Annotated in this window: 24 protein-coding genes and 2 pseudogenes; 12 read left to right on the forward strand and 14 right to left on the reverse strand. The window is 38.1% G+C overall.

All coding sequences use genetic code 11. The features are described from left to right. Positions 1–32: 32 nt before the first annotated feature. Genes ACFO3P_RS15935 through ACFO3P_RS15945 form a run of 3 tightly spaced genes read right to left on the reverse strand, consistent with a single transcriptional unit; the run spans position 33 to position 2,360 of the window. Positions 33–821 carry an ABC transporter permease gene (locus tag ACFO3P_RS15935; protein WP_289585267.1) on the reverse strand — a complete coding sequence of 263 codons (789 nt, stop codon included), beginning with the start codon at positions 819–821 and terminating at the stop codon, positions 33–35. Between the two features lie 31 nt (positions 822–852). Further along, complete coding sequence (locus ACFO3P_RS15940; protein ID WP_042533902.1) at positions 853–1,626, reverse strand: ABC transporter permease; 774 nt, start codon at positions 1,624–1,626, stop codon at positions 853–855. Continuing rightward, positions 1,626–2,360 (reverse strand): ABC transporter ATP-binding protein, encoded by a 735-nt coding sequence (locus tag ACFO3P_RS15945; RefSeq protein ID WP_042533900.1) that lies wholly within the window; start codon positions 2,358–2,360, stop codon positions 1,626–1,628. Before ACFO3P_RS15945 ends, ACFO3P_RS15940 begins: the two co-directional genes overlap by 1 nt. Before the next feature lie 418 nt (positions 2,361–2,778). Here ACFO3P_RS15945 and ACFO3P_RS15950 point away from each other — a divergent pair, with 418 nt between their 5' ends. Both ACFO3P_RS15950 and ACFO3P_RS15955 read left to right on the forward strand, forming a co-directional pair. Further along, positions 2,779–3,246: a DUF6323 family protein gene (locus tag ACFO3P_RS15950; protein ID WP_042533897.1), complete on the forward strand. Its 468-nt coding sequence runs from the start codon at positions 2,779–2,781 to the stop codon at positions 3,244–3,246. Between the two features lie 3 nt (positions 3,247–3,249). Continuing rightward, a complete protein-coding gene (locus ACFO3P_RS15955) occupies positions 3,250–4,686 on the forward strand; it encodes a DUF6179 domain-containing protein (protein ID WP_289585268.1) in 1,437 nt (478 codons plus the stop codon). Between the two features lie 176 nt (positions 4,687–4,862). Here ACFO3P_RS15955 and ACFO3P_RS15960 read toward each other — a convergent pair whose 3' ends face one another. The 6 genes and pseudogenes from ACFO3P_RS15960 to ACFO3P_RS15985 all read right to left on the reverse strand — a co-directional run bounded on the left by ACFO3P_RS15960 (position 4,863) and on the right by ACFO3P_RS15985 (position 9,896). Continuing rightward, entirely contained in the window at positions 4,863–5,501 is a 639-nt protein-coding gene (locus ACFO3P_RS15960) for a class I SAM-dependent methyltransferase (RefSeq protein WP_217492003.1), read from the reverse strand. Between the two features lie 30 nt (positions 5,502–5,531). Next, a pseudogene (locus tag ACFO3P_RS15965) lies at positions 5,532–6,292 on the reverse strand (ABC transporter ATP-binding protein). A gap of 3 nt (positions 6,293–6,295) precedes the next feature. Then, positions 6,296–8,611, reverse strand: a complete 2,316-nt coding sequence (locus tag ACFO3P_RS15970) for an ABC transporter permease (protein ID WP_042533892.1) — start codon at positions 8,609–8,611, stop codon at positions 6,296–6,298. Between the two features lie 10 nt (positions 8,612–8,621). Further along, entirely contained in the window at positions 8,622–9,254 is a 633-nt protein-coding gene (locus ACFO3P_RS15975; RefSeq protein WP_042533890.1) for a TetR/AcrR family transcriptional regulator, read from the reverse strand. A gap of 232 nt (positions 9,255–9,486) precedes the next feature. Continuing rightward, positions 9,487–9,642 carry a hypothetical protein gene (locus tag ACFO3P_RS15980; RefSeq protein ID WP_244882395.1) on the reverse strand — a complete coding sequence of 52 codons (156 nt, stop codon included), beginning with the start codon at positions 9,640–9,642 and terminating at the stop codon, positions 9,487–9,489. Continuing rightward, the gene (locus tag ACFO3P_RS15985) at positions 9,639–9,896 is read right to left on the reverse strand and encodes a MerR family transcriptional regulator (RefSeq protein WP_244882394.1); all 258 of its coding nucleotides are present in this window, start codon (positions 9,894–9,896) and stop codon (positions 9,639–9,641) included. Before ACFO3P_RS15985 ends, ACFO3P_RS15980 begins: the two co-directional genes overlap by 4 nt. A 94-nt stretch (positions 9,897–9,990) precedes the next feature. Here ACFO3P_RS15985 and ACFO3P_RS15990 point away from each other — a divergent pair, with 94 nt between their 5' ends. From ACFO3P_RS15990 to ACFO3P_RS16000, 3 genes and pseudogenes are all read left to right on the forward strand, one after another. Further along, positions 9,991–10,323 (forward strand): aldo/keto reductase, encoded by a 333-nt coding sequence (locus ACFO3P_RS15990; RefSeq protein WP_042533888.1) that lies wholly within the window; start codon positions 9,991–9,993, stop codon positions 10,321–10,323. After that, positions 10,292–10,381 (forward strand): annotated as a pseudogene (locus tag ACFO3P_RS15995) (hypothetical protein); the annotation flags it as partial. The gene ACFO3P_RS15990 and the pseudogene ACFO3P_RS15995, both read left to right, overlap by 32 nt. Positions 10,382–10,396: 15 nt before the next feature. Then, positions 10,397–10,525: a hypothetical protein gene (locus tag ACFO3P_RS16000; RefSeq protein ID WP_276325307.1), complete on the forward strand. Its 129-nt coding sequence runs from the start codon at positions 10,397–10,399 to the stop codon at positions 10,523–10,525. Between the two features lie 129 nt (positions 10,526–10,654). On the opposite strand, the gene ACFO3P_RS16005 is transcribed toward ACFO3P_RS16000, so the two are convergent. From ACFO3P_RS16005 to ACFO3P_RS16015, 3 genes are all read right to left on the reverse strand, one after another. Next, positions 10,655–11,836 carry an MFS transporter gene (locus tag ACFO3P_RS16005; protein ID WP_042533886.1) on the reverse strand — a complete coding sequence of 394 codons (1,182 nt, stop codon included), beginning with the start codon at positions 11,834–11,836 and terminating at the stop codon, positions 10,655–10,657. Positions 11,837–12,127: 291 nt separating this feature from the next. Continuing rightward, a complete protein-coding gene (locus tag ACFO3P_RS16010) occupies positions 12,128–12,670 on the reverse strand; it encodes a PadR family transcriptional regulator (RefSeq protein ID WP_042533884.1) in 543 nt (180 codons plus the stop codon). A gap of 278 nt (positions 12,671–12,948) precedes the next feature. Beyond that, positions 12,949–14,007, reverse strand: a complete 1,059-nt coding sequence (locus ACFO3P_RS16015) for an Rpn family recombination-promoting nuclease/putative transposase (protein ID WP_042533882.1) — start codon at positions 14,005–14,007, stop codon at positions 12,949–12,951. Between the two features lie 386 nt (positions 14,008–14,393). Here ACFO3P_RS16015 and ACFO3P_RS16020 point away from each other — a divergent pair, with 386 nt between their 5' ends. After that, positions 14,394–14,921, forward strand: a complete 528-nt coding sequence (locus tag ACFO3P_RS16020; protein WP_042533881.1) for a P-loop NTPase family protein — start codon at positions 14,394–14,396, stop codon at positions 14,919–14,921. Between the two features lie 162 nt (positions 14,922–15,083). Here ACFO3P_RS16020 and ACFO3P_RS16025 read toward each other — a convergent pair whose 3' ends face one another. Beyond that, positions 15,084–15,374, reverse strand: a complete 291-nt coding sequence (locus tag ACFO3P_RS16025; RefSeq protein WP_193062083.1) for a CD3324 family protein — start codon at positions 15,372–15,374, stop codon at positions 15,084–15,086. A gap of 505 nt (positions 15,375–15,879) precedes the next feature. Here ACFO3P_RS16025 and ACFO3P_RS16030 point away from each other — a divergent pair. Further along, positions 15,880–17,646 (forward strand): DUF2207 domain-containing protein, encoded by a 1,767-nt coding sequence (locus tag ACFO3P_RS16030; protein WP_289585269.1) that lies wholly within the window; start codon positions 15,880–15,882, stop codon positions 17,644–17,646. Positions 17,647–17,786: 140 nt separating this feature from the next. Here ACFO3P_RS16030 and ACFO3P_RS16035 read toward each other — a convergent pair whose 3' ends face one another. Further along, on the reverse strand, positions 17,787–18,653 hold the full coding sequence (locus ACFO3P_RS16035) for an alpha/beta fold hydrolase (RefSeq protein ID WP_193062081.1): 867 nt from the start codon (positions 18,651–18,653) through the stop codon (positions 17,787–17,789). A gap of 401 nt (positions 18,654–19,054) precedes the next feature. Between ACFO3P_RS16035 and ACFO3P_RS16040 the strand changes: the two genes are divergently transcribed. Genes ACFO3P_RS16040 through ACFO3P_RS16060 form a run of 5 tightly spaced genes read left to right on the forward strand, consistent with a single transcriptional unit; the run spans position 19,055 to position 22,909 of the window. Beyond that, a complete protein-coding gene (locus ACFO3P_RS16040; protein WP_042533873.1) occupies positions 19,055–19,804 on the forward strand; it encodes an ABC transporter ATP-binding protein in 750 nt (249 codons plus the stop codon). Next, on the forward strand, positions 19,804–20,583 hold the full coding sequence (locus ACFO3P_RS16045; protein ID WP_042533871.1) for an ABC-2 transporter permease: 780 nt from the start codon (positions 19,804–19,806) through the stop codon (positions 20,581–20,583). The genes ACFO3P_RS16040 and ACFO3P_RS16045 overlap by 1 nt, the downstream gene beginning before the upstream one ends. A 14-nt stretch (positions 20,584–20,597) precedes the next feature. After that, the gene (locus tag ACFO3P_RS16050; RefSeq protein ID WP_042533870.1) at positions 20,598–21,308 is read left to right on the forward strand and encodes a hypothetical protein; all 711 of its coding nucleotides are present in this window, start codon (positions 20,598–20,600) and stop codon (positions 21,306–21,308) included. Between the two features lie 9 nt (positions 21,309–21,317). After that, positions 21,318–22,007: a response regulator transcription factor gene (locus ACFO3P_RS16055; protein ID WP_042533868.1), complete on the forward strand. Its 690-nt coding sequence runs from the start codon at positions 21,318–21,320 to the stop codon at positions 22,005–22,007. Beyond that, positions 22,004–22,909 carry a HAMP domain-containing sensor histidine kinase gene (locus ACFO3P_RS16060; protein WP_379542515.1) on the forward strand — a complete coding sequence of 302 codons (906 nt, stop codon included), beginning with the start codon at positions 22,004–22,006 and terminating at the stop codon, positions 22,907–22,909. Before ACFO3P_RS16055 ends, ACFO3P_RS16060 begins: the two co-directional genes overlap by 4 nt. Positions 22,910–23,007 lie beyond the last annotated feature (98 nt).

Raw genomic sequence — 23,007 nt, forward strand, 5'->3', positions numbered from 1 at the left:
GCCCCTCCTAATCCCGTCTTAAATATTAATAATTATAACAATACATCCTTCTTTTTGATAAAAATAAGACTGCCTATGTAAAAAATGACGATATAAACAAAGATGACTCCTGTATCAAAAAGGATTTCCCGGGATGCTTCCTGGTTGATAAATAAAGCAGGAAATGCGTTCATGATATGGACAATGGAATAAGCGGTAATCTCTCCATTTAATAAAGGGGCAAATATAAATAAAGCCAATGCTGTACCGATGGTTATTCCAACATTCAGTGATAATAACGCAATAAACATGAGCAGCATAGCAAAACCAAATACAGGCAGAATATAAGCAAACGCAGCTGTGTAGGTAAGCACGATCCCCTCTCCACCATAGATAGACGCCCCCTCTGAAAAAAGCGGTTCTCCTTGAACCACCAGCTGCTCGCCCCAGCCTAAGAAAAAGAAGCCTGTACCGTAAGCGGTGAGGGTGGTAAAAACAACCATAAAACAGATACAGACCAATACGCCGGCTGACTTTGCTATTAAAAATTGGATACGAGTAACAGGGCGTAATAATACCAGTTTAAAGGTGCCACGCTTATATTCTTCCGCTATCGATTCCGCAATAAAAATAGCCTGGAACATGATGATAAAAAGGGAGGATTCGGCTAGCGCCTCCAGCGGATACGACTGTCCGTTCAATAGATAAGCAGCTTGCTCTCCCCTGTTCGCCTGATACTGTAATATATTTACCAGCTGAACGGCAATCATAACCCCCATAAACAAATAGAGTTTTTTTTGTTTAAAGAATTTGTAGATTTCATTCTTGATTAAACCTGTCATTTAATTCCCTCCACGCTTCCCATTAAATCAATTAATATAAGATTTCTTTCTTTTTAAATAACCAGAAGGATAATCCTGCAAATAAAACTCCGTATATGAGGACAACTCCAATATTTTGCAGTATTCCAGACCAACCCTGTATCTGCATCAACTCTTCAGGAAAATACATTAAATGATGCGCTAAGGAATACGGAGCAATAGCTGAGACACCATTTAAATTTAATCCAACCGTAATCAGGACCAGCGATATAATAATCGCCGTACTCATATTTTTAACTAAAACGGCAATAAAGCCCGCAAATATTCCGTACGCCATCGTCGGCAGCATAAATAAAGCATATACCCCTACGGTTACACCAATTCCTTTCATTGGCGGATAACTGACTCCCAAGTACTCTGTCACCTCTCCCCAGCCGATAAAATAAACTCCTAATGTATAGGATAAAATCAAAAAGAGAACCGTTGAAACAATAATAAATGCAAACAAAGCCATTAGCTTTGCCGATAACAGCTGCCATCGCGCAATCGGGCGCTGCAGGGATAATTTTAATGTTCCATTTCGGTAATCATTACTGATACAATCCGCTATCACGATTGGAATAAAAATAATCATAAATTGAGAGAAAATCTGGATCATCGATAGCGGAACAGATTGACCATAATAAAAATCCCAAACCGTCATTTCCGAACCACCTGGTTGATAATCATATAAATTCAAAAAGGTGATTCCCAGCATAACTGCTGCAAACACATAGATTTTTTTCATTTTAAAAAGTTTATATAACTCATTTTTTAATAAGCCCATTAATGTTGACCCCCGCTGGTTATGTTAAAGAAGGCTTCTTCCAAGGAATGAGTTTCGCTATCATTAATCAGCTCACTGACATCGCCTTCTGCAAGAAGTTTTCCGTCATTAAGAATCCCAACACGGTTACAAATTTGGCTAACTTCGTGCAGTAAATGGCTCGAAATAAAGAAAGTAATCTCTTTTTTCGAAGAAAGCTGCAGAATCATTTCTTTGATTTCTATCATCCCTTGTGGGTCCAGTCCATTTGTCGGTTCATCGAGAATAATTAATTGCGGATCATTTAAAAGCGCATTGGCAATCCCCAAACGCTGCTTCATCCCTAGTGAATAAGCAGCAACTTTATCCTTTGCTCTCCGTGTCAGCCCGACGAGTTCTAACACTTCATTTATTTTCTCTTTACCAATACCAGGGATTAAATTGACCATCAGTGACAGGTTCTCATACCCGGAAAGATAATCATAAAAGACAGGATTCTCTACAATCGCTCCGATTTGTGAAATTGCCTGTTTAAAATCTCCCCTTAGATTCAAGCCATTAATGACAACCTCTCCCGAATCAGGAAAAATCAAGCCGGTCAACATTCGGATCGTTGTTGTTTTGCCTTGTCCATTTCTGCCCAGAAATCCATATACATCCCCTTTTTTTATATTAAGATTTAAGTTATCAATGATTGTTTTCCCTTGAAATGATTTCGTCAGTTTATGTGTTTCTAATAATGTTTCAGCAGCCATTTTATTATTTCCTTTCTGTTGTTTTATCGTTATATTATCAAGTATAGATGCCAAAAATAAACTGCCGCATTTGAATTAATAAACAAGAGATAACAAATAGATTACATTGTTAAAACTCCAGCAAAAGAAACCTAACTCAGAATGAATACATCTCCTAGGCAGGGAGTGAAATAGAAAATAATAAACCTTTAATTATTTTTTTGCTATCAAGGAGGGTTGCCCAGAAAACAATAACTCAAAAGACTTTCCCCCAAAAACCACACTGCTATCAGGGTTCATTATCCAATCTAAATATTTGACAAAAAATTTTATTTATGCTATAATTTACTTTTATTATCTTTAATTATATAATAGGGTTCCCTTGGCCAGGGGACCCTTTTTTGCGTTCTAAATATCCTTACAGGAAAGGTGATACGTTATGGATTTATCCGATATGTTGAATTCCATCCAATTATCGCAGAATTCTAATGCAGTGATGGAACTTGTTCGTTTAAATGAGAAAACGAAAGAATGGGGCCTGATTCTGACGCCAGACGATGCAAAAACGCTGGTAGTGTCCAGAAATAAAGTGTTGCGGGATCATGCGAGAGTTGAGCTGAGCATCGGCGTGTTAAAAGAGCTAATTGAGGTATTTTCTACTTCTCCTTATATGGATCAAGAACATTATGTTGATACGCTGAACGAACTTCAAGAGATCTTTTATTATCTTAGGAATGAAACCGAAGATAAGTTTAGCGATGCAAAGCTTATTCAACTGATGAATGAGTTTTATAACGGGTCTTGTGCAGGGTCTATCGAATTGTTAAGAAGTAAAATGGAGGAACTTGCAGAGAATTTCAGAAGAAATATAGCACTTCCCAATTCTTTATTCAAAGGGGATGATTAACGCATGGAATCAGATGACAAATCAGCTCGTTTCCGGCATATTTCTAATAGAATAATTGACCGATCGCGGTTAATACGAAATCAATACACCTTGACCCTGCTGCAAGAAGGTCAGCGGTCAGCTATCATCTCCAGTCAAAAAGCTTACCAGATACAAGCAGAGATGATGCAGGTTCTGCAGCAATTGATTCTGCAGCATACTCAAGGCGAAAGTACATCAGTGACAATGGAAACAGCAGAAGGAATCATGACCTCTCTGCTTTATGCTATCGATGCTTACGCCCTTCAATGTAAGCATCCTGAAGAAGCGCTTGCTCATTTAAATATGAAAAACATAAAAGATATACATTCTAAAGGAGTTGAATTACTACGTCACTATTTTGAAGAGACGAAAAAAATATATCAAGAAGTGAAAAAGATAAAATTAGATGTGCCCGTCGATGCTTACAATACGACTATCGATGAATCATTACCTCTATTTTTGCAGCACTATGATATTATTTTTGAAGCTCAAAATACCATGGCGAGCATTGATTATCCTTTAGCCATAGACGATATGCGGCTCCAAGGCGTTTTCTATATAAAGCAGTATGTAGAACGTTTACGAATGGAGACAGAATTCTGCCATTTTTTTAGTCATCAGGATGTCATGTATATCTTAATAAATTACGGGAAAATAAGCCGATTTCAATATCAAATTGAATTATTCAATATATTTGAGTTAATGATAAACAATGCTGTTTTTTCACTGCTATCTGGGGGAAAGCCTAATAATGTTCGACTTTCGGAAGTTCAATTTGAACAGTTAAATCGAAAATTAATAACCTCCCCTACTGATCAAAGGACGCAGCTGATTCATGAAGCAGTCAATCAATTGCAAAAATCTCTGCAAACGGATCAAGCACTTACAGATTACATCAATTTGTACCGGGATGAATTGATGCAAAGGGTGAATCACGCTGCAAAAATCGGCAGCTTCGAAAAACTTATCATCAGAGAAATAAAAGAAACCGAAAAAACAATGGAATTCAAGTTAAATGAGAATGATCGGATGAGTGATATGGACTTACGCAGCCTGGTAGATCGTATCTTAGAAATTGACAATATTGAAGAAAAAGTACAACTTATCCGGAATAATTTTGTTTCACTGCATGATTATCTGGATCTTCTCCATGCTGAATGTCTGTTTAATGGTGATTATGAAGCGCTTTTTAAAACTTTTGGAGATATCGAGCTAGCTATTTTAGCCAAAATTGTTTTTTATGAGGAGTTACGGGAAGGTACTCATGAATTCTCCAATATGGTTGCTGACGGCGTTGAAACAGAGAATGAATGGGAAATGTACTATATTGCGTTCTTGCAGCAATTGGATGAAACGCGAATTAGAGTTATTGGAAACCTTATTTATAAAATCGATTATGAGGATATATCATTTGATTAGACAGGAATCATGGAAATGAGCTAGCCTCAGTAATTCACAGGGGCGGCGTCCGTAAATCTCCCTACTATATAAATTTAATTTTAAAACAGAAGATTTACGGACGCTTCTCCTTGAAAAATCATACTTTTGAAAATAGCCATGAAGATTATTTATGTTTTGATAGTCCGTTCTTGTTTCTAACGAGAAACTGGTTTCCTTAATAACAGCGAATACGCCGCCCAATTCCCATTAAAACCCGCTTCATAAAATCCTGCTTTATCGGCAAGCTTTGAAACCTCTTCTCTCCTCTGAAAATGTGGATCAAATATGGTCTCCGCTACCGTCAGGATACCACCTGGCTTTAAAATATTAAAAATTTCTTCCAATGCTGCTTGCCGATCTGGTATTTCCCCTAAGACATTGACAAGCAAGACATGATCACAAGGTGATTGCCGCAGTTGACCCAAACCAATTTTTCCCTGCACCAATTCAATATTCTTTAAATTTCTTCTTTGCACTTTTTTTTCTACCCTTTGTAACATTTCATCCTGAATATCTAACGCAGTTATTTTTCCGTTGAAGCCAACACGTTCTGCTGCTGGAATCGTCACCCTCCCAGGTCCGCACCCTAAATCAATCACATGCATTCCCGGCTGTATGCCAGATTGCTCAATAATTTCATTCGCTTTATTCGGTTTGGTAAAGGGATTATCCAGTTCCACCAGCCAACGCAGCCAGAATGGACAAGGAATTTCACGTTTTCGCGAAGCAAACCTCCAGGCATAGAAGATGCTAATGCTCATAGGAACCATTGCGAAAATAATCATTTTAAGCATTTTTGTCCAAAGCCCTCCTCTTGATGTAGGCTACATTTCTATCCGTAACATCTTCCTTGTTACTTTTTCTATCCGGCTATCCATCCCCTGTTGATGCGCTAGTTTCCCTAACCGCAATTCATCAACAATTTGCCCGTCTTTCATAAATAAGACCCGTTCACTTTTGGCAGCAACTTTCGCATCATGTGTCACCAGCATAATCGTTGTTCCTTCTTGATTAACCTGAAGGAAATAGTCCATCATTCCCTCCGCAGTCTTTGAGTTTAAAGCCCCTGTTGGTTCATCTCCAAAAATGATTTTCGGTTCATTGATCAAAGCCCGGCAAATTCCTGCCCTTTGCAGCTGCCCTCCAGAAACCTGGTTCGTCATGCGATATGCCAAATCGCCAATCCCGGTATTTTCTAAAAGCTGCTGTGCTTTCTTCGCCAATTCTTTTGTTTTTCTCTTGTTATCTCGCACAGCTGGGAGTACGATATTATCAATAATTGTTAAATTTTTTAAAATGTCGGCTGCTGGAAGACAAACCCCATTTGCTGGCGGCGGATTTCAGCAAGCTCTGATTCTCCACATGCTGGCAGACGTTGATTATTGAATATTATTTCGCCGCTATCAACGGTGTCCATCCCGCTTAAAGCATAGAGAAGCGTTGATTTTCCCGATCCCGATGGTCCCATAATAGAGATGAATTCGCTTTCGTAAATGGTAATGGATACCCCCTGTAAAACGTTGATTTTTTCTTTTTCTATATCAAAAGATTTATGAATTTGTTGCCCATCCAGTATTTTTCTCATCATTTACTCCTTTATATTTTCTGCAATTGGTATTTTACCAGCTTGATTGGTTCCCAATTTTGTTGCCAATAAAGTAACAATAAGCATAAGGGATGGAAACCCCAAATAGATAAACGGATGACTGATAAAGGCAATCGAATCTACACCAAAGGAAGAAATAGCCATCCCTGCGATTGCTTCCCCAAAGGTATTCGCTAAGATACTGCCTCCTGCTACGCCAATTATCAAAATGAAAATTCCGCGAGCTGCATATTGTTTGGTCAAATCCTGATTCGTAAAACCAATTGCTTTTAACGTGGCAATTGCCGAGCGATCCTTAGTAACCACTAATTTCATAAATAACAAGCTTACTAGACCTGTTATGAACAAAGCCACGATTAAGGCAACATTCGCTGCTGTTTTCATCGAATCCATCGTAGAACCAAATACTTGCTGCTTATGGTGATGCGCATCTGTTACGCTGGCAAATGGCAAAACCTGTGACATTTTTTTAGCAGTAACAGCAGCCTGGTTAGCATGATTAAGCTGGATATAATAGTTTAACCACATCGCTGGAGCGGTTTCATCTGAAAAAGCAGCTTTTGCCGTTTTACCTCCATTTAAAATATTGGAGTATATCCCAGAGACGACAAAGCTTTCCGGACCTTCACCGGTAATGATTTCAATCGTATCACCAGCTTGTTTTCCAAACTCCTCTGCATTCAAAGAGGATAATGCAATTTCATTCGGTGCTTCTGGTGCTTTTCCTGCATTGTATTCGATTGGAAACGCAGCATGATCGCCAAGTTCAACGATTATTTTTTCTTCTGTACCATCCTCTTTTACAGCTCGAAAGGATTTGGAGGTAATCTCAACATACTGGTGAATAGAAGCATCATCATTTAAATAATTTACAATCTGTTGTTTATTCTCCTCCATTTCCTCAGATGGATATATACTAACCATCAGGTCCATTTCTCCAAAGCCAAGATATTTTGTGAAAGATGGTGAAGATACGGTATGGTATGTGTTCCAGGGAACAATTATGATAAAACAAGAAAGCAGTAGAACAATCAGCATTGTTGCATAAAGCTTCTTACGGGATAGTACATCCTTTATCCCTAGAAAAACATTGGTAGACATTAGCTTATTTTGACTGAGTAAGAAGTAATTTTTACGGGCAGTGTTTTCCTCCGGACTGCCCGTACGGATTGCTGATGCAGCAGAGATTTTTCTAAAACGTCTCAACAAGAAATAAATGTAACCAATCACCAGCAGGAAAACAAATATACTTCCAAGTATGGCAAGAAAAATACTCCAGCTATCATATTGGCTTTCCCCCATATACAGCCGGATATTCTCTAATAAAGGGTTACTGAAAATAAAAGATACTAACAGCCCAAGCAAGCTCCCTGCCAAAGCAAGAAATGCATATTTAGCAAGATAGATTTTTTTAATATCAGCCAGCCTTAGACCGATTGCTTTCATCGTACCAATCTCCCGATAATCCTCTTCTATCTGGATTAATAGCGTGAAACGAATACACATAAATGCAATGAGTACGATTAGAAAACTAACCAGCAGGATGATTGCAATCATGATTCCATCAGATAAACCGTTAATTACTTTAAACAAAGTACTGGTCAGTGCCGGGCCATTGGCTTCTAATCCTGCATCGGCATATGCTGTTTCAAATTCATTGGTTTTAGATGTATCATGCAGCTGGAATTCAATTAAATATTCCAGCGTTCCTTTTGATACCAGATCTTGATAATCATTTTCGTGCACTAAAAAACGCTTGGAGGAAGCTAAAGGCGAATTCATTTGCGCATCTCTGAGGAATCCGGCAACTTTAAATGCTTTTCCGGCAATCATTGCTTCATCCCCGATTTGAGCTGTTCCATCTGTCATATAGCCGATGGGAACGTATAGCTCTCCCTCTGCCGGATGGATTGGCCTTCCCTCCAAATCAAGCAGAAAATCAAAGGAAGAACTTTGGGTAGTAAAACCATTGTCCTGAACATTATCAATCAGGTTATTTCCACCTACTTGAATACTAGAATTAGTAATATTTAAAAAATCCAACACCTGATATTTTTTTACATTTTCTTGTTCTTCTGCAAAGTTATTTAAACGCTCCTTATCGATATTCCCATTATGCATTTGCAGGAAGTTTGGCACTTGCGCCTGTTTCGTGAGTGTCTCAATCGAGCCGATAAGGTTCAGGCTTAAAATAGCTGCTAAGCAGACAAGTGCTGTTGCCGCAGAGATAAATAACATCGTCGTGATACTAATCAGCTTGTTTCTAAAAAGATCATTGCGTATAACTCGAAAATACATACCCTCTCCTCTATTCTTTTGCCAAGATTTTCAGCAGCTTCTCACTGATTGCTCCTTGTTTTGTTCCGAGCAGTCTTTCTGCGTTAAAAGCAAAAGCTGTCATTTTTAGCAATTGTGCTTCTTTCGATAATTCAATGGTTCCATCATCAAAAACAGTAGAAGCATAGACAAGCAGCATCTCCACACTTTCATAAGGGTAGTTTGTATGAAACAGATTTTCTTCTAATCCATCTTGAATAATACTTGTAAAAATCGGTGTGACTTCTGTAATCAACACCTTCTGGATTTTCTGATGCATCAGGGCGTTTTGCGGTTTATGAATCTGTGTCATCAATTCTTCAGAGACTGTGCTGCTTACGTTTAAAGAAGTAATCGCCATAAGTAACCGTTCAATAACCGGCACTTCTTTCCTCCCGGCAATGGATTGAGCCGTTTCAATCACTTTTTTGTTATAACGGTCAATTATTCCATCCATAATCGCTTCTTTGCTTTCAAAATGATGATACAGCGTTCCTCTGGCAATCCCGATGCTCTTCAAAATGTCCTTCGTGCTTGTTCTGTCATAGCCCTGCTCATTAAACAAAGCTTCAGCCACATCCAAAATTTCATTTTTTCTTTCTTCTGCGTTTTTGGCTCTTTTCATTAATCTCCCTTCTTTCATTTTTAGACCGGCAGTCTGTCGGTAATGTGGTGTAATTAAATTATAAGAAATATACCTCAAATACGCTATTGGTCTCTGGTCTGACTTTTGTATATAGAACGAAATTTATTCAGTAGGAATTTTGTTTCCACTGAATGAACCTAAGAAATTCAGGGAGTTGGCTTACCTGATCTTCCGCTTACATAACCTGCTTTATCTAACACTCTATTTGTTGTTACTCTTCTTCTGACTCGCTCCACTTTTTTGGATTCGTATCATCAGCTATTTTCTCACTTACGATATCCTCATAATGTTTTACTTTATTTTCAAGAAAGTTTACTCTATCTTTTGCTTCTTCCAGTTGAGAATACGCTATTTCTTTTAAGTTCAAAAATATTGATAACGCTCCTCTATAGTCGAATCTCCTTGAAGACTCAGTGATACATAGCACTTTATTTCTTTAATGGTCATGCCGCATTCCTTTAAGATTTTTATGCCTTTAAGCCAATTCATTGATTCTTGATTAAACAATCTCTGTTTATTTTTATCTCGAGTTAATGATGGAATTAAACCACAATCCGTGTAATAACGAATGGTATGCTCGCTCATTTCCAGAATCCTGGCAGCTTCTTTTACAGTGTACATTACCATTTCTCCTTTACAAATAAGCATTGACTTCGTGTTACTCTAACCTGATATAGTAATTATACTTTAAATAATAGAGGGAGGAAATATCGATATGAAGACAAGAAAAATTGGAAATCTAGAGGTATCTCCTATTGGTATGGGATGCATGGGTTTTTCCCATGGGTATGGCAGTGTTCCGGATGAGAGCTATGCCATTGGAGCCATTCGGAAAGCTTATGGCTTAGGCTGTACGTTTTTCGACACAGCAGAAGTCTATGGAAAAGAAATGTTTTACCCAGGGCATAATGAACAATTGTTGGGCAAAGCTGTCGAACCTTTTAGAGACAAGGTTATTCTAGCAACAAAATTTCACTTGGGTGCAGAAGAAGCTGAAGGAGCAGCGGATTTGTATAATCCAATTCGCCGTCACCTGGACGCTTCATAAATACCCGAACGTAGTGCCGATTCCAGGATCCAAAAATCAAGATAGAATAATGGAAAACCTTGGAGCGTGGAATGTGCGTTTAACAGAAGAAGAAATTGAATCCATTGAAAATGCTCTTGAAGCGGTTACTATCTATGGACACAGAGGACATGTAGAATCGGAGCAGGCATCTTTCGGAAATAATTGGAAAGATAAAGAATAATAAATATACTGTTATGAGGTGATAAACGAACTTCATTCAATAGGAAAAAAGCAAAAATTCCCGTTGAATGAAGTTTCGTTTTTATCAAGTCTTCTAATTTTTTAATGAGAACTTTCTTTAACTTCTCTATTATTTCCTTTTTAACTGTGTCATTATTGCAAAAAACAGCATATACACCAACACCATAACAGCGATTGCAAAATAGCTTAATTGCAATCCGAAAATATCGGAGGCTGCACCACTGCTTATCGGGCCTAGCATCATTCCTACAGAGTAAGCCGTATTGTAAATAGCAAAGGTAACCCCATATGCTTGAGTTTGGCTTTGCTCAGCAATATCAGCAAGTTCAGGAAGCGTCGGCGCAAGAACTGTTCCCATACTGATGCCAATCAACCCTAATGCCGCAACCTGCAGCCACATCGTTGTCGGCATAACAACAAGCGTCAGTGATACTGCAGTAATTGCTAATCCAATCGTAATTGTTTTAGGATGGCCAATCTTTGTTGAAACACTTCCGACAATTGGTGCTGCAAACGCATAAGCGAGGGAGGGAACCCCAAATAATAAACCGATGATTCCTGGAGATGCATCAAAAACATTTTGCAGATGCATTGGAAATGTCGGCTCCAGCACGCTTGGAATGGCAGCTCCGATAACAACTGCTCCAACAACCAAAAGCAAGGTTCGGTTTTTCAATAACTGCCATGCTCCTGATGCGTCTTCTTCCTTTCGATGAGGTTCTTCCTTCAATAGAAATATACGCAGCAAACCATCAATAAGGGCAATCCCCGCAGCTGCAAAGAACGGAAGCATATATCCGCCCAGCTGATAGAGCCAGCCTCCGAATGTCGGACCTAGAAGGGTCCCCATTGCTTGACCCGACAGCGCAATTCCCATGACTTTCCCCCGTTCTTTAGATGGGTAGAAATCGGCTAGAAGCGCAAGCCCTGCTGTCCAGGTGGCTGCTGCTGCAATTCCTTGTAAAATGCGGCAAATAAGCAAGAGCCAAAACGTATTTGCAAATGCAAATAACAGGGTTGCAAGCGTAAGCCCTAAAATTCCCCAAAGCATCGGACCACGTCGTCCAACTTTATCGGAGATTACTCCAAAAACGGGAGTAGCGATTAATAGAGCTGCTGCATAACTGCCGAATAAAATACCGATCGCAGTTTGCGATATGCTTAAAGAATCAGCATAATCTGGCAGTATAGGAACAATCATTCCATACAGCAGCATATCGGTGAATATGGCCAGCGTGACGACAAATAAGGCGCTCTTTTGAGCTTTTTTTAAATTTCGTTTTTGATTCATTTTCTTTCCTACTTTCTGTAGATAGCTTTGTTGTTTTCATCAACTGCATATTCCCTTTTGCAATAGATAAATTTCCTCCCTTCTGCGTTTCATCCTCAAGAGGAAAAAGAAGAATCCGTTTTTACCGCCTCATTAACACTCCGCCTCCACCGATAACTGCAGTAAGACATTGCTGTTGTTATGTTACTGCCGCTACCCATTCTTAAATAATGAATATCGTCTCAATCAACTTTGTATAGTCAACGTTGACTATACAGGTATTTTTTTCTCTCTCCTGTAACAGAGAGAGAATTAGTTATTGCTTTGTTCTAAATAAGCCAATGCTTTCCGTACAAAATCCTGTTGCTGGCTGATAATAGCAAACATATTATCAAAAACCATCTGCACCATGGGAGGAATATTACCGTCCAATGCTGCCTCTTTTTCCTTCCAGCCATCCTGCACACTTTGATATTCTTCCTCCAAAAGAACTTGCTGCTCTTTCAAAGCTTGACGTGCTTCCTCTGCAGGCAGCTTATCAAAAAAAGAAATACCTGCATATAAAGAAGAAGGATATTGAACGGATGAGCTGGTTAACGCCTCACGAATCAAATCTTTAAGGTGTTCTTTTCCTTCTACGGTGATTCGATAGGTAAATTTTTGACGGTGACCAGTTTGTTCCACCTTATCAATCGCAATATACCCATCCTTTTCCAATTTTTTAAGCGCATGATAAATCGAGCCAATTAATACACCGCCCCATCTTTCTGCATCTGTCATCCGCAGTGCCTGTTGAATATCATAGCCGGCCATCGGTTTTGCGTCTAACATGCAGAGCACAAGCAATCTTGTCATTAATGTCACACCCTTTACTTAACGTTGAGTATTATATGATGAATATATTAGAATGTCAAATGCTTACGATACAAATGGATAAAATCGAATCTTTCTCTAGCATGTAAGATTACTCTCTTTTCTGCTTTCTATCCGCCTATTTTAAAGCTGAAAATATCCATCAACACCATTTATACTTAAATGCAACGTCTTCATCAGCTATTTTCACAAAATGAAAAGAACCTATACCTGCTAATGTGAACTAATTAACAGATACAGATTCTTTTTCACATTTGTTTTTATTCATTTTCAAGCGATTCCTGAAGCTTCCTTACTTCTTTAAGTTCCAAACCAGTTAATTCAGATATTTCTTTCTCTGAATAATTCCTATCTAGAAGTTTTTTAACAAACTTTCTTTCCGTATCTTCAATGCCTTTTTCGATGCCTTGTTCAATTCCCTGTTCTATACCCTGTTCTATACCTTGTTCTATACCTCGTTCCAACCCTTTTCTGGTTGCTTTTTCCTCGATTTCTCTGTACAGTCTTCCAAATGTCGGCGTGTCTCTTAACTTTTCCAAACCCATGATTTTTTTCTCCTCCTTTTCATTTTGTGCAATGGGCAACGTTTCATACAGTTGTTCCTGCAGTTCCGATGGAATCAGCATCATATAATCAATGAAATACAATAATGCGACGAGGTAATTTGTGTGGTGCGAATATTTTTCAAATGCCAGGCTGATAAGCTGTTGCTTGTAGCAAAACCTTTTTTCATGATCTTCAGCTTCTCTTCCTTTGTTATTGCTGATATATATTCCTGCAAGCACGGCTAAAGCAAATGGATTATCCGATTTTTTCAGTTCTTCCGTATCTTTCCCGTGAAATCGGTAGGTGTTATAGGCATAGGTTAATTCGGTACCATAAAAAGAGTAATAGAATGTATCTTGATGATCTTTCTGACTGGCATCCGTCAATAGAGCGATGGAATAAATCTGGTGAATTGTTTTCGTTTTGTCGTAAATCCGGTAAAAATATTTAAACATGCGTTCTGCAAATTCTTTTTTCCCGACCGCCTGCACTTCGATATGAATGAAGATATATTTTTCCTCTCCATTTTTCAACTGCACTTTAACAATTTTATCTGAATACTTGGTCCCTTTTTTGGATTTCATCACAAGCTGAAAAAGCTCCAGGTTTTTGAAGTCCACTCCCTGCTCAAAATCAATTTCCGGATACAAATCCGGTGCAAAAAAGGCCATAAATTCTTGAAAAAGTTCTTCAATCAAATTCTTCCAAAGCCCATCATAATCGGGATGATTTACGCGATAACTGTTTGTATTTTCTTTGACTGTGTTTAGCATTATTTTATCACATCTCCAAGTAATAATAAATTTGTTTTCATCATAGCGGTTTTGTATGTGGAAGGCAAAACGGTAAAATAGAATTTCTCCTGCAAAAACTGCCTGCGAAATGGGGATTTGTATGCAATGTTTTTCGTTTTTCAATCATCAAATGACATTCATTTTGGATTTTTAATGTTTTTTTGGACAACTGAAAATGGGGGCTGTCTTTTAGATCAAACGTGCTACGATGGAATAAGCAATGATATATTTTAATAAAGAGAAGGTTGTGCTTACCCCCTTTTCTATTGTAGGCAGCTCAACAGCATCAAATATTAGTATACATTTTTAAACCAGTGATGTTCTTGTGATGATATTGCTTATTGAAAAGACTGGAGGGAAAGAAAATGGAAGAAAATAAGTCCATTGCCAATCGAATCATGGTCATTGGCTGTCCTGGCGCAGGTAAATCGACATTATCCGCTCAAATTGCTCAAATAAGAAATATCCCCTTGGTACATTTAGACAGCATTCAATGGATCGACGATAATACCACCGCCCCTCAAGCAACTTTTGATGCTAAACTAAAAGAAGAAATTCAAAAAAAGGAATGGATTATGGACGGGAATTATGCCAGAACGTTAGCCTTGCGAATGGAATGTGCAGATATGGTTATTTGGTTAGATTTCCCCCGCAGCATCTGTTGCTATCGTATACTCAAGCGCTATGTAAAAAACAAAAGAAAGAAAAATCCGCATGGGAATCCAGATAGGCTGGATTTTTCTTTCCTGCGTTTTGTTTGGAATTATAAGAAAGAAAATGATTCTCAGATAAAGTCATTAAAGATTAAATACCAGGAGCAGCTTCATTTCATTCATATTCATTCTTGGCAAGAGCTCAAAGAATTCATGAAAAAAATTAAAAGCCTTCCTTAGCAGGAATATACGTATCGATATGAATATTTTTGAAACGAATCTTCATTCGGGGGCGGGGATTTTTATACAGTAATAAAGAGTGGCTCACTAAGACGTTAGCGAACGCCACTCTTTTAATTAAAGGGGATTGGTCTCAATCCCTATAGATGTAAACACGCCTGATTATTGTTTTACGTCATTTTGGTGCTCACGTGTTTTATAGATGATTTTACGAATACTATCCATCGACAGATTATAGATTTGCTCCAATTCCTCAAATGAATAGCCTTCTTCATATAATCGGTAAATCTCTTCATTTCTCTCAGCCAGGGCAAGACGTGATCCATTCGCTTCTCCCCATCCCGCCCGCCGGTTGGTTTGCTTTGGAATATAAACAAGCTCTCCTTGAATATATTTCTGAAGCTCCTTCAACAAATGAGGTGGAAGCACCTCTTTTCCATTTTTATATGACAAGCTGGAACATCCTTTCTATCAAGATGTATGGTCCGGACATGCATTAATTTTTTATTCATCATTAAAAACTCCTTTCATTTGATTTTATTTTACGTAAGCCTTTTCACTTTTAGTATACATTAGTTTAGGAAAGAAAAGGAGACCGCAACATAAATGCGGCCCCGTCTTTTATGATTCCGCTATGCGGAAATCACCTCATGTTTTGTGATCAATTTCAATCAGCCTCCTTTCCGATATTCTATCGGTCCGACACCCTTATTAACTCATATATTGCCCCTTCTGAACAAGGGGGAAAACGATTATAATTATTTTTTACCTCTTTCTCCGATTCGTCATTCTCTGATTTAAACACTCCGCCGCCCCACGTATATCCCATTTAAAGTTATTATCTGCTACACTATAAGTAAAGATAAATTTCTGATTAGCAGTGCTTTAAATTGGGTAAACATAATAAAATCATTCACAAAGACTGCATTATAATGAATAGAGGGAGCGATGGACACAAATGAATAAATGGATGAAGATAGTTGCTGCCTTGACGATGGCAACCTCAATGAACATGGTACTTACACTCACAGCATTTGCTGAAAATGAAATGAGCGATTTACATATTGAAGTAGAATTGCAGGAGGATGGTTCAGGCGTTGTGACAGAACATCGTCAAATGAATATGGATGAAGGTACCGAGCTTTTCATCAATATGGTCAACCTTGACGAGTCAGAGATACTGGATTTTTCAGTTGAAGGGTTTACAAAAGAGCCCGATTGGGACTCTGATGATTCACGGGAAGAAAAGGCAGGAAAATATGGAACAGTATCTACAGATGATGGAGTTGAATTAGTTTGGGGAATTGGGGAATACGGAGAAAATACGTATACAGTAACCTATACATTATCTGATCTTGTACGTAATTTAGAGGATGGTCAGGCTATGCTCTGGAACTTCGATACCTTCTCCGATATTCCTGCGCAAAATTTGACAGTTGAAATCTCTGGATTTCAACCATTTACACAGGAGAACGTTAATTTCTGGGGATTTGGTTTTGATGGAGATATACAGCTGGAAGGCGATCGTATTGTATGGGAGTCAAATGGTGAAGCCGATGGAGATGTAATTGTTTTAACACAATTTCCGGCTGATTTCTTCCAAGCTGAACGAACAGTAGACATGACCTTATCTGAGCAGCAAGAAGAAGCAATGGATGGGTCAACTTATAATTCAAGTGACAATTCTACGCTAATTGTTATCATCGTTAGCGCAGCCGTTGGTTTTTCTTTATTAATCGGTATTGGAACCTTCTTCTTTGTCCGTAAAACAAATCAAGTAAAAAAAGAAGCCGGCGCGATGAAGCCTATCCATAAACGGATAGCGGAAAATAAAGGAAAAACGTATGCAGCCGTGCCTTTCGATGGAGAAGACTATGCAGGTTTAAGCGCCCTTTTAACGCAGATGAACCTTGGATATTTTGAAGATATCTTCCAAGCTTATCTGCTGAAATGGTCTGTGAATGAGAACATATCGATGGAAGCAGAAGAAGAAAGCAAGGTGTTTGGAAAAAAATATCGAACGACCCTTACCATCAACGATATGGAAAATGAACGTAATAAACATCCGTTAACCTTTAGTGAGCTTACGAACCAAATAGAAGATGAATCCTATGAGGGAACGTATGAAATGGCGTTGTGGACCATGCTCTTGGATGCTGCAGACAGGAATGGCGTCGTCACAGATAATGCCATCCAGAAATGGGGTAAAGAGCATGCGAAGGAAGTCAGCACTGTTGCCGATTATCTCAAAGACTATTCCGAAGCCTATCTGGAGCAGCAAGGATTGTTCTCTTTTGAAGAAATAAAGGTGTTTGGATTTTTACAATCTATTACGGTATCAAGTAAAGAGGGAGAACAACTAGCGGATCGTTTAATTCAGTTTGATAATTATTTGAAGGAATCAGATATCAATCAATTTTCAAATGCTTCCAAGCCACTTTCCTTGAAAGATATGATGCTATGGAGTGCTTTACTAGGTAAAAGCGATAAAGTGTCTAAAAAACTAGAGGATTTAGTCCCTGAAGATAGATACGAAGACGACCAGGTATACCTGCAATTCTGGTATGGAACTTACTACACCCGTGCAAGCTGGACCACCGGGTTAGCCAGCGGCGGATTTCATTCCAGCACTTCAGCTGCTACTGCGGCAGGCGGCAGCGGTGGTGCCACCGGCGTCGGGGGCGGCGCTGGAGCAGGCGGAGGCGGAGGCGGCGGTGCCCGCTAACCACGTTCTCAAGCTCCTTTAAATTTGAAATATAAGTTTCTATCACTATAAGAAAAAAAGCTCAATTTACTGTTTGAGCTTTTCTTCTTATAGCTCCTTTCCTTCTATTTTGCATTTTCTTTATCCTCCTCGTCTGAATTTTATAAAGTGAATTTATTAAGAAATTTCACAAGCCTTTCATTTACTTTATCAGATTCACGTCCAAGCCATATTAAGTGCCCCCACGTATCAAGTATACATAATTCAGAATCTCGTATTTGTTGATCCGCATAATAAGCATGCTCTAATGGAACAGAGCTGTCATATTCACTATGCATGATAAGCGTTGGACAGGAAATAGCCTGCAGGTTTTTAGAGGTAATTTCCTTTGTTTGAGATAAATCTATTAAAAATCCATAGCCCGATCGTTGGCGTTTGCTCATTCTTTGGATTTCATCGATATCTTTGTCCAACACGCTGTTTTTTATTTCTTTATATGAAAGATTACTAAAGGTAGGTATCATCTGCTTAAACATAAATTCCGGAAAAATATTACTCATATTGGAAACCAATTTCCATGTTACTTTTTCCATAGCAGGACGAAATAAAATCTGTGCTGCCTTATATATTTTATCTTCTGGTGTCAGCCATTCTTTAGTAACAGCGCTTTGTAAAGTTAATGTTTTAACTCTCTCAGGATAGCGAGTTGCAAAATAAAGACCGCTCGGACCGCCAGCTGAGATAGCAAGCAGATGTACTTTGTCAATTTTCAAGTAATCTAATAACTTTACATAATAATCACTGGCTTTGGATAAATTTTCTCCAATTTCTTTTGACGTCATTCCATATCCTGCTCTTGATGGTGTAATTAGCATGAACCCGCTCTTAACCAGCGGCTTATACCCAAATTCCTCATAGCAGTTAGAGTGCCCGCCATGCATTACGAGAATCGGTGTACCCTCCTTTCCAGTAATTGAATATTCGATTGTTTGACCATTTACAAAATAAGTACCGAGTACTCTTTCCATTAATCCCGCCACACCCTTTCACGTATTAGATAGACAAATTCATTCTTTACACAAATAAACCGTCCGTTAGATATATTTTAAAGCTGTTTTATTACAACCAATCATAACAGAAACAAATGAAACCAGGCAGAATTCTAATTGTTTTTTAAATAAAAATTCCATTCGAGATGAAAATTATATTTGATACATGTAGATAGCAATAAGACAAACTAGCGACTTTTTTGATGGGACAAGTAATCGCTGTCCCACTCCCAGTCAGTTACACTACGATAAATTACCGCTATCACAAGAACACTCCCCATCCCCCAGTGAAATCATACTTTATCAAAACTTTATGTTAACTATATGCGCAGCTTATTTTGCTTTGCTATTCTTTAAATTACCGAAAAGGAGCTGAGTACATGGTACAAGAAAATAATGAGAAACCTATTTTAGAAATTAAAAATCTAAGCAAAAAAATTAGCGGGCAAACCGTAATCGATCATATTCATTTTTCGATTCAAAAAGGAGATATCTACGGATTTCTCGGGCCAAACGGTGCTGGTAAAACAACAACATTACGAATGATTACCCGTTTGATATTCCCTGATTCTGGCGACATATTTATCGACGGGCATTCCATAAAGAATGATTCTGTTTTAGCCCTTTCCAGAGTAGGAAGTATTATCGAAAACCCTGCTTTTTATCTTCATCTCACTGCTAAACAGAATTTAAACCTGAGTGCTAAATTAGCTGCCGTCAACGTGCCAAAAACAAGAATCAATGAAGTTTTATCCATTGTTGATTTAAAAGAAGCTATGGATAACAAGGTGAAAACATTTTCTTTAGGAATGAAGCAGCGTCTGGGAATTGCTAATGCCTTATTGTGCTATCCCAGCTTAATAATACTGGATGAGCCAACGAATGGCGTTGATCCAATGGGCCTTCGGGAAATGAAAACATTAATTAAGCATTTGGCAGAAAAAGAGAAGATTACATTTCTGATTTCCAGCCATATGCTGCGGGAAATGGAGGATTTATGTCATAAAGCAGCATTTATTCAAGGTGGGAAAATCGTCGAAGAAGGAGATATCTCCGAATTGTCAGGAGTCTACCAGGTCACTAATTTAGAAGATTTATTTTTTGCATGTATAAAGGAGAAGTTAACGTAATGAAGAATATATGGACACTGACCTCATTCGAGTTCAAACGTACGCTGACTTCCAAAATGCTGCTTGTCTATACCCTTATTTTTACGGCAATGTATGTTTTAACAGGCATCCTTTTTCATGTTTATGGTGCGGATTCTACCGTAGTTGCTGGGTATGGCCAATCATTCCCTGTGGAAATGCTTCAATCCAGTTTAACATTTACAGCTGTTTTTATAGCGATTTATGTAGGAGAAGTTCTCATACAGGAACGAAATAATGGTACCATCAAATTTGTTTTATTACGTTCTGTTTCCAGATTTCAATATTATCTTTCAAGAATTTTATCCATCCTTTTATTTTCGCTTCTTTTAACATCCATCATGCTTTTTATTGGTTATGTGGTTGGTATTTCTTTCTTTGGATGGGGAGATACGTTTGTTTTTTACTCCGTGGTTACAAGCGGATGGCACGGTGTAGGTGTTACGCTTTTAGCCGGATTAGCTTTTGGTTTTGCTTATTTCATTTTTGGATTAATCGCGTTATTGCTTTCACAGTTTATTCAGCGGATTTCTACGTTAGCAATGCTGATGGGAATATCTACACTCGTCGGACAATATATCATTATTTATGATCAAGTAAAACAATATGCGATTTATGAACACTTATTATTTTTCCACATTAATCTATTTGAAAAGTCCTTTTCCTATAGTGTCACTAGCTTTGGTGTACTTATCGCTTATCTATTGGTGATTGGAACAGCTGGATATTATCTATTTAAAAAGCAAGATCTGTATGTATAAGGGGGACGTATAGGATGCAACAATTAAAGCACGATGTATTTTATATCATCTATAATCGGAAATATCGGTTATTGATATTACTTACCATTTTATTGACAGCAGGATTAACTATTTACACTGCTGTTAATGTAAAGATAGAAGAAGATATTTTAATCCATTCATTTGAAAACTTTAGACAATTCTTTTGGTTACTCTGTGCTTATTTGATAGCCGATTTGCTTTCAACAGATTATCATTCGCAAACATTTAAAAATATTATTCCGAAATCATCCAACCGCAGCGATTACTATTTATCAAAAATAATGACTGCAACAATATTAGGCGTATTTATTTTATTGACACATGTTATAACAAGTTGGATAGTAATCGGTTCGGCTGCAGCAGGAATGGAATTAAATTACTTCAACATCTTCTATCTTTTCTTGGGAGCTTTTCTTTCTCTTTTCCTATTTTCAGCTCTATTGTCTTTTGTCATTACCCTTTCTGGAAAAGAAACAGTCACTATTGGCACGGGACTAGGACTTGTACTCCTGCAAATATTAGTAGAAGGTTTTGATCCAGCTATTTCAGCACATTTTCCAACGATGTATGTAGTCAGCTTAGACGATCTTATTTCAGAAAGCTTGTTAACGGCATTCATTTCGATTGGCAGCTATGTCATATTCACCCTTTTATTATTTATTGGTACAATAAAGATATTCCGTAAACAAGACCTTTTCATTTAGGAGGTACCGATGAATCAGAAAAAAATACTTATTGTTGAAGATGATACTGATTTAGCAAAAATGATAGAGAATTATTTATCCCGGGAAAATTATGATGCAGTAATTTGCAGACAAGGGGATAAGGCTCTAAGCACCATAAAACAATATCGACCGGATATGATTCTATTAGATTTAATGCTGCCTGAAATGGATGGACTGGAAATATTAAAGCAGATAAGAGCCTTCTCTGTATTACCAGTTATTATTATCAGTGCAAAGGAAGCAGAGGTAGACCGGGTGCTTGGTTTAAAAATCGGGGCAGATGATTACATTACGAAACCATTTTCGATTAAAGAACTTGTTGCACGGGTAGAGGCATTATTCAGGCGCTATGATTATACTGCATCCTCCCCTGTTTCAAGTAACATCATCGCATTTGATGATGTCATGATTGACCGGTCTTCGAGAAATGTAACAAAGGATGGAGCGATTGTTAATCTGACCATGAAAGAATTTGATTTGCTGGTATTCTTAGCACAGTCTCCCAATCAGGCTTTCCGTAAAGAACAGCTCTATGACAATGTTTGGGGAATACATGAATATGGAGATATCAACACCGTTACCATTCATGTACAAAAAATCAGAGAAAAGCTGGGGAACAGCAGATACATCACTACTTTACGCGGAATAGGCTACCGTTTCGACGGTGAAATACAATGAAGCAGCGTATTGTAAAAGAACTTATTTGGATGTGTATCGTTACAGCCTGTTTTCCGCTGCTGATTGCTTTTATGATAGTGCAGTCAAATATTATTTTCATTATTATCCTGATAACGACCCTGCCCTTTTTTCTATTCTCTGTTTGGATGATTGCCTATGTGAGAAAACGAATGATCGCTCCTCTCTCCATTTTGGCTGCGGAAGCTCAAAAAATATCTCAAGGGAATTTATCACATCGAATCTCCTACAAAAAAGACGATGAATTTGGACGCTTTATCACTGCTTTTGATCAGATGAGAAACACATTACATCTGCAAGAGCAGCAGCAGCAAACCTTTGAAAAGGAGCGTAAACATTTTATAGACAGTATTTCCCATGATTTAAAAACACCAACCGCTTCGATTTCTGCTTATATTGAAGCATTACAGGATAATATTGCGGAGAGCCCGGAGGAAGAACAGCGATATTTACAGGTCATTCAAAAAAAGATACATGTATTAAGTGACCTTTCCAATCAATTAAACTTAAGCTATGAAACGCCCGAAACGGTTCATTTGGAAACACAACCGATTAACTGCTATGAATGGGCCGTGGACTGGCTGGATAATATTCTTGTAGAATGCCAGACAATGGATAGACATGCCCAATTAGAAAATCATATTGACAGTAAGGATGATTCCAGTATCAGTATCGATGTTTATCAATTGGACCGGGCGCTGCAAAATATTCTAAATAATGCCTATCGACATATGAGAGATTTTCTATTGATTAAAATTAGTGTTGACGCTGCCTATTTTAAAATACACATAGTAAATGATGGAGCCCGTCTAAATAAAACGGATATCGATCGCATTTTTGAACGGTTTTATACGGAAGAAGGGCACAATGCTGAGGGGCTGTAACTGCTAAACTAAAGTAGACCATTATTGCTTGATAAGAATGAACACTTTTCTTGGGGGATAGGCATGTAACAGGCTGTTGCCCCGTAGGGGCGGCAGCC

This window comes from Oceanobacillus aidingensis, from assembly GCF_042654105.1.
Classification (GTDB): Bacteria; Bacillota; Bacilli; order Bacillales; family Amphibacillaceae; genus Oceanobacillus; species Oceanobacillus oncorhynchi.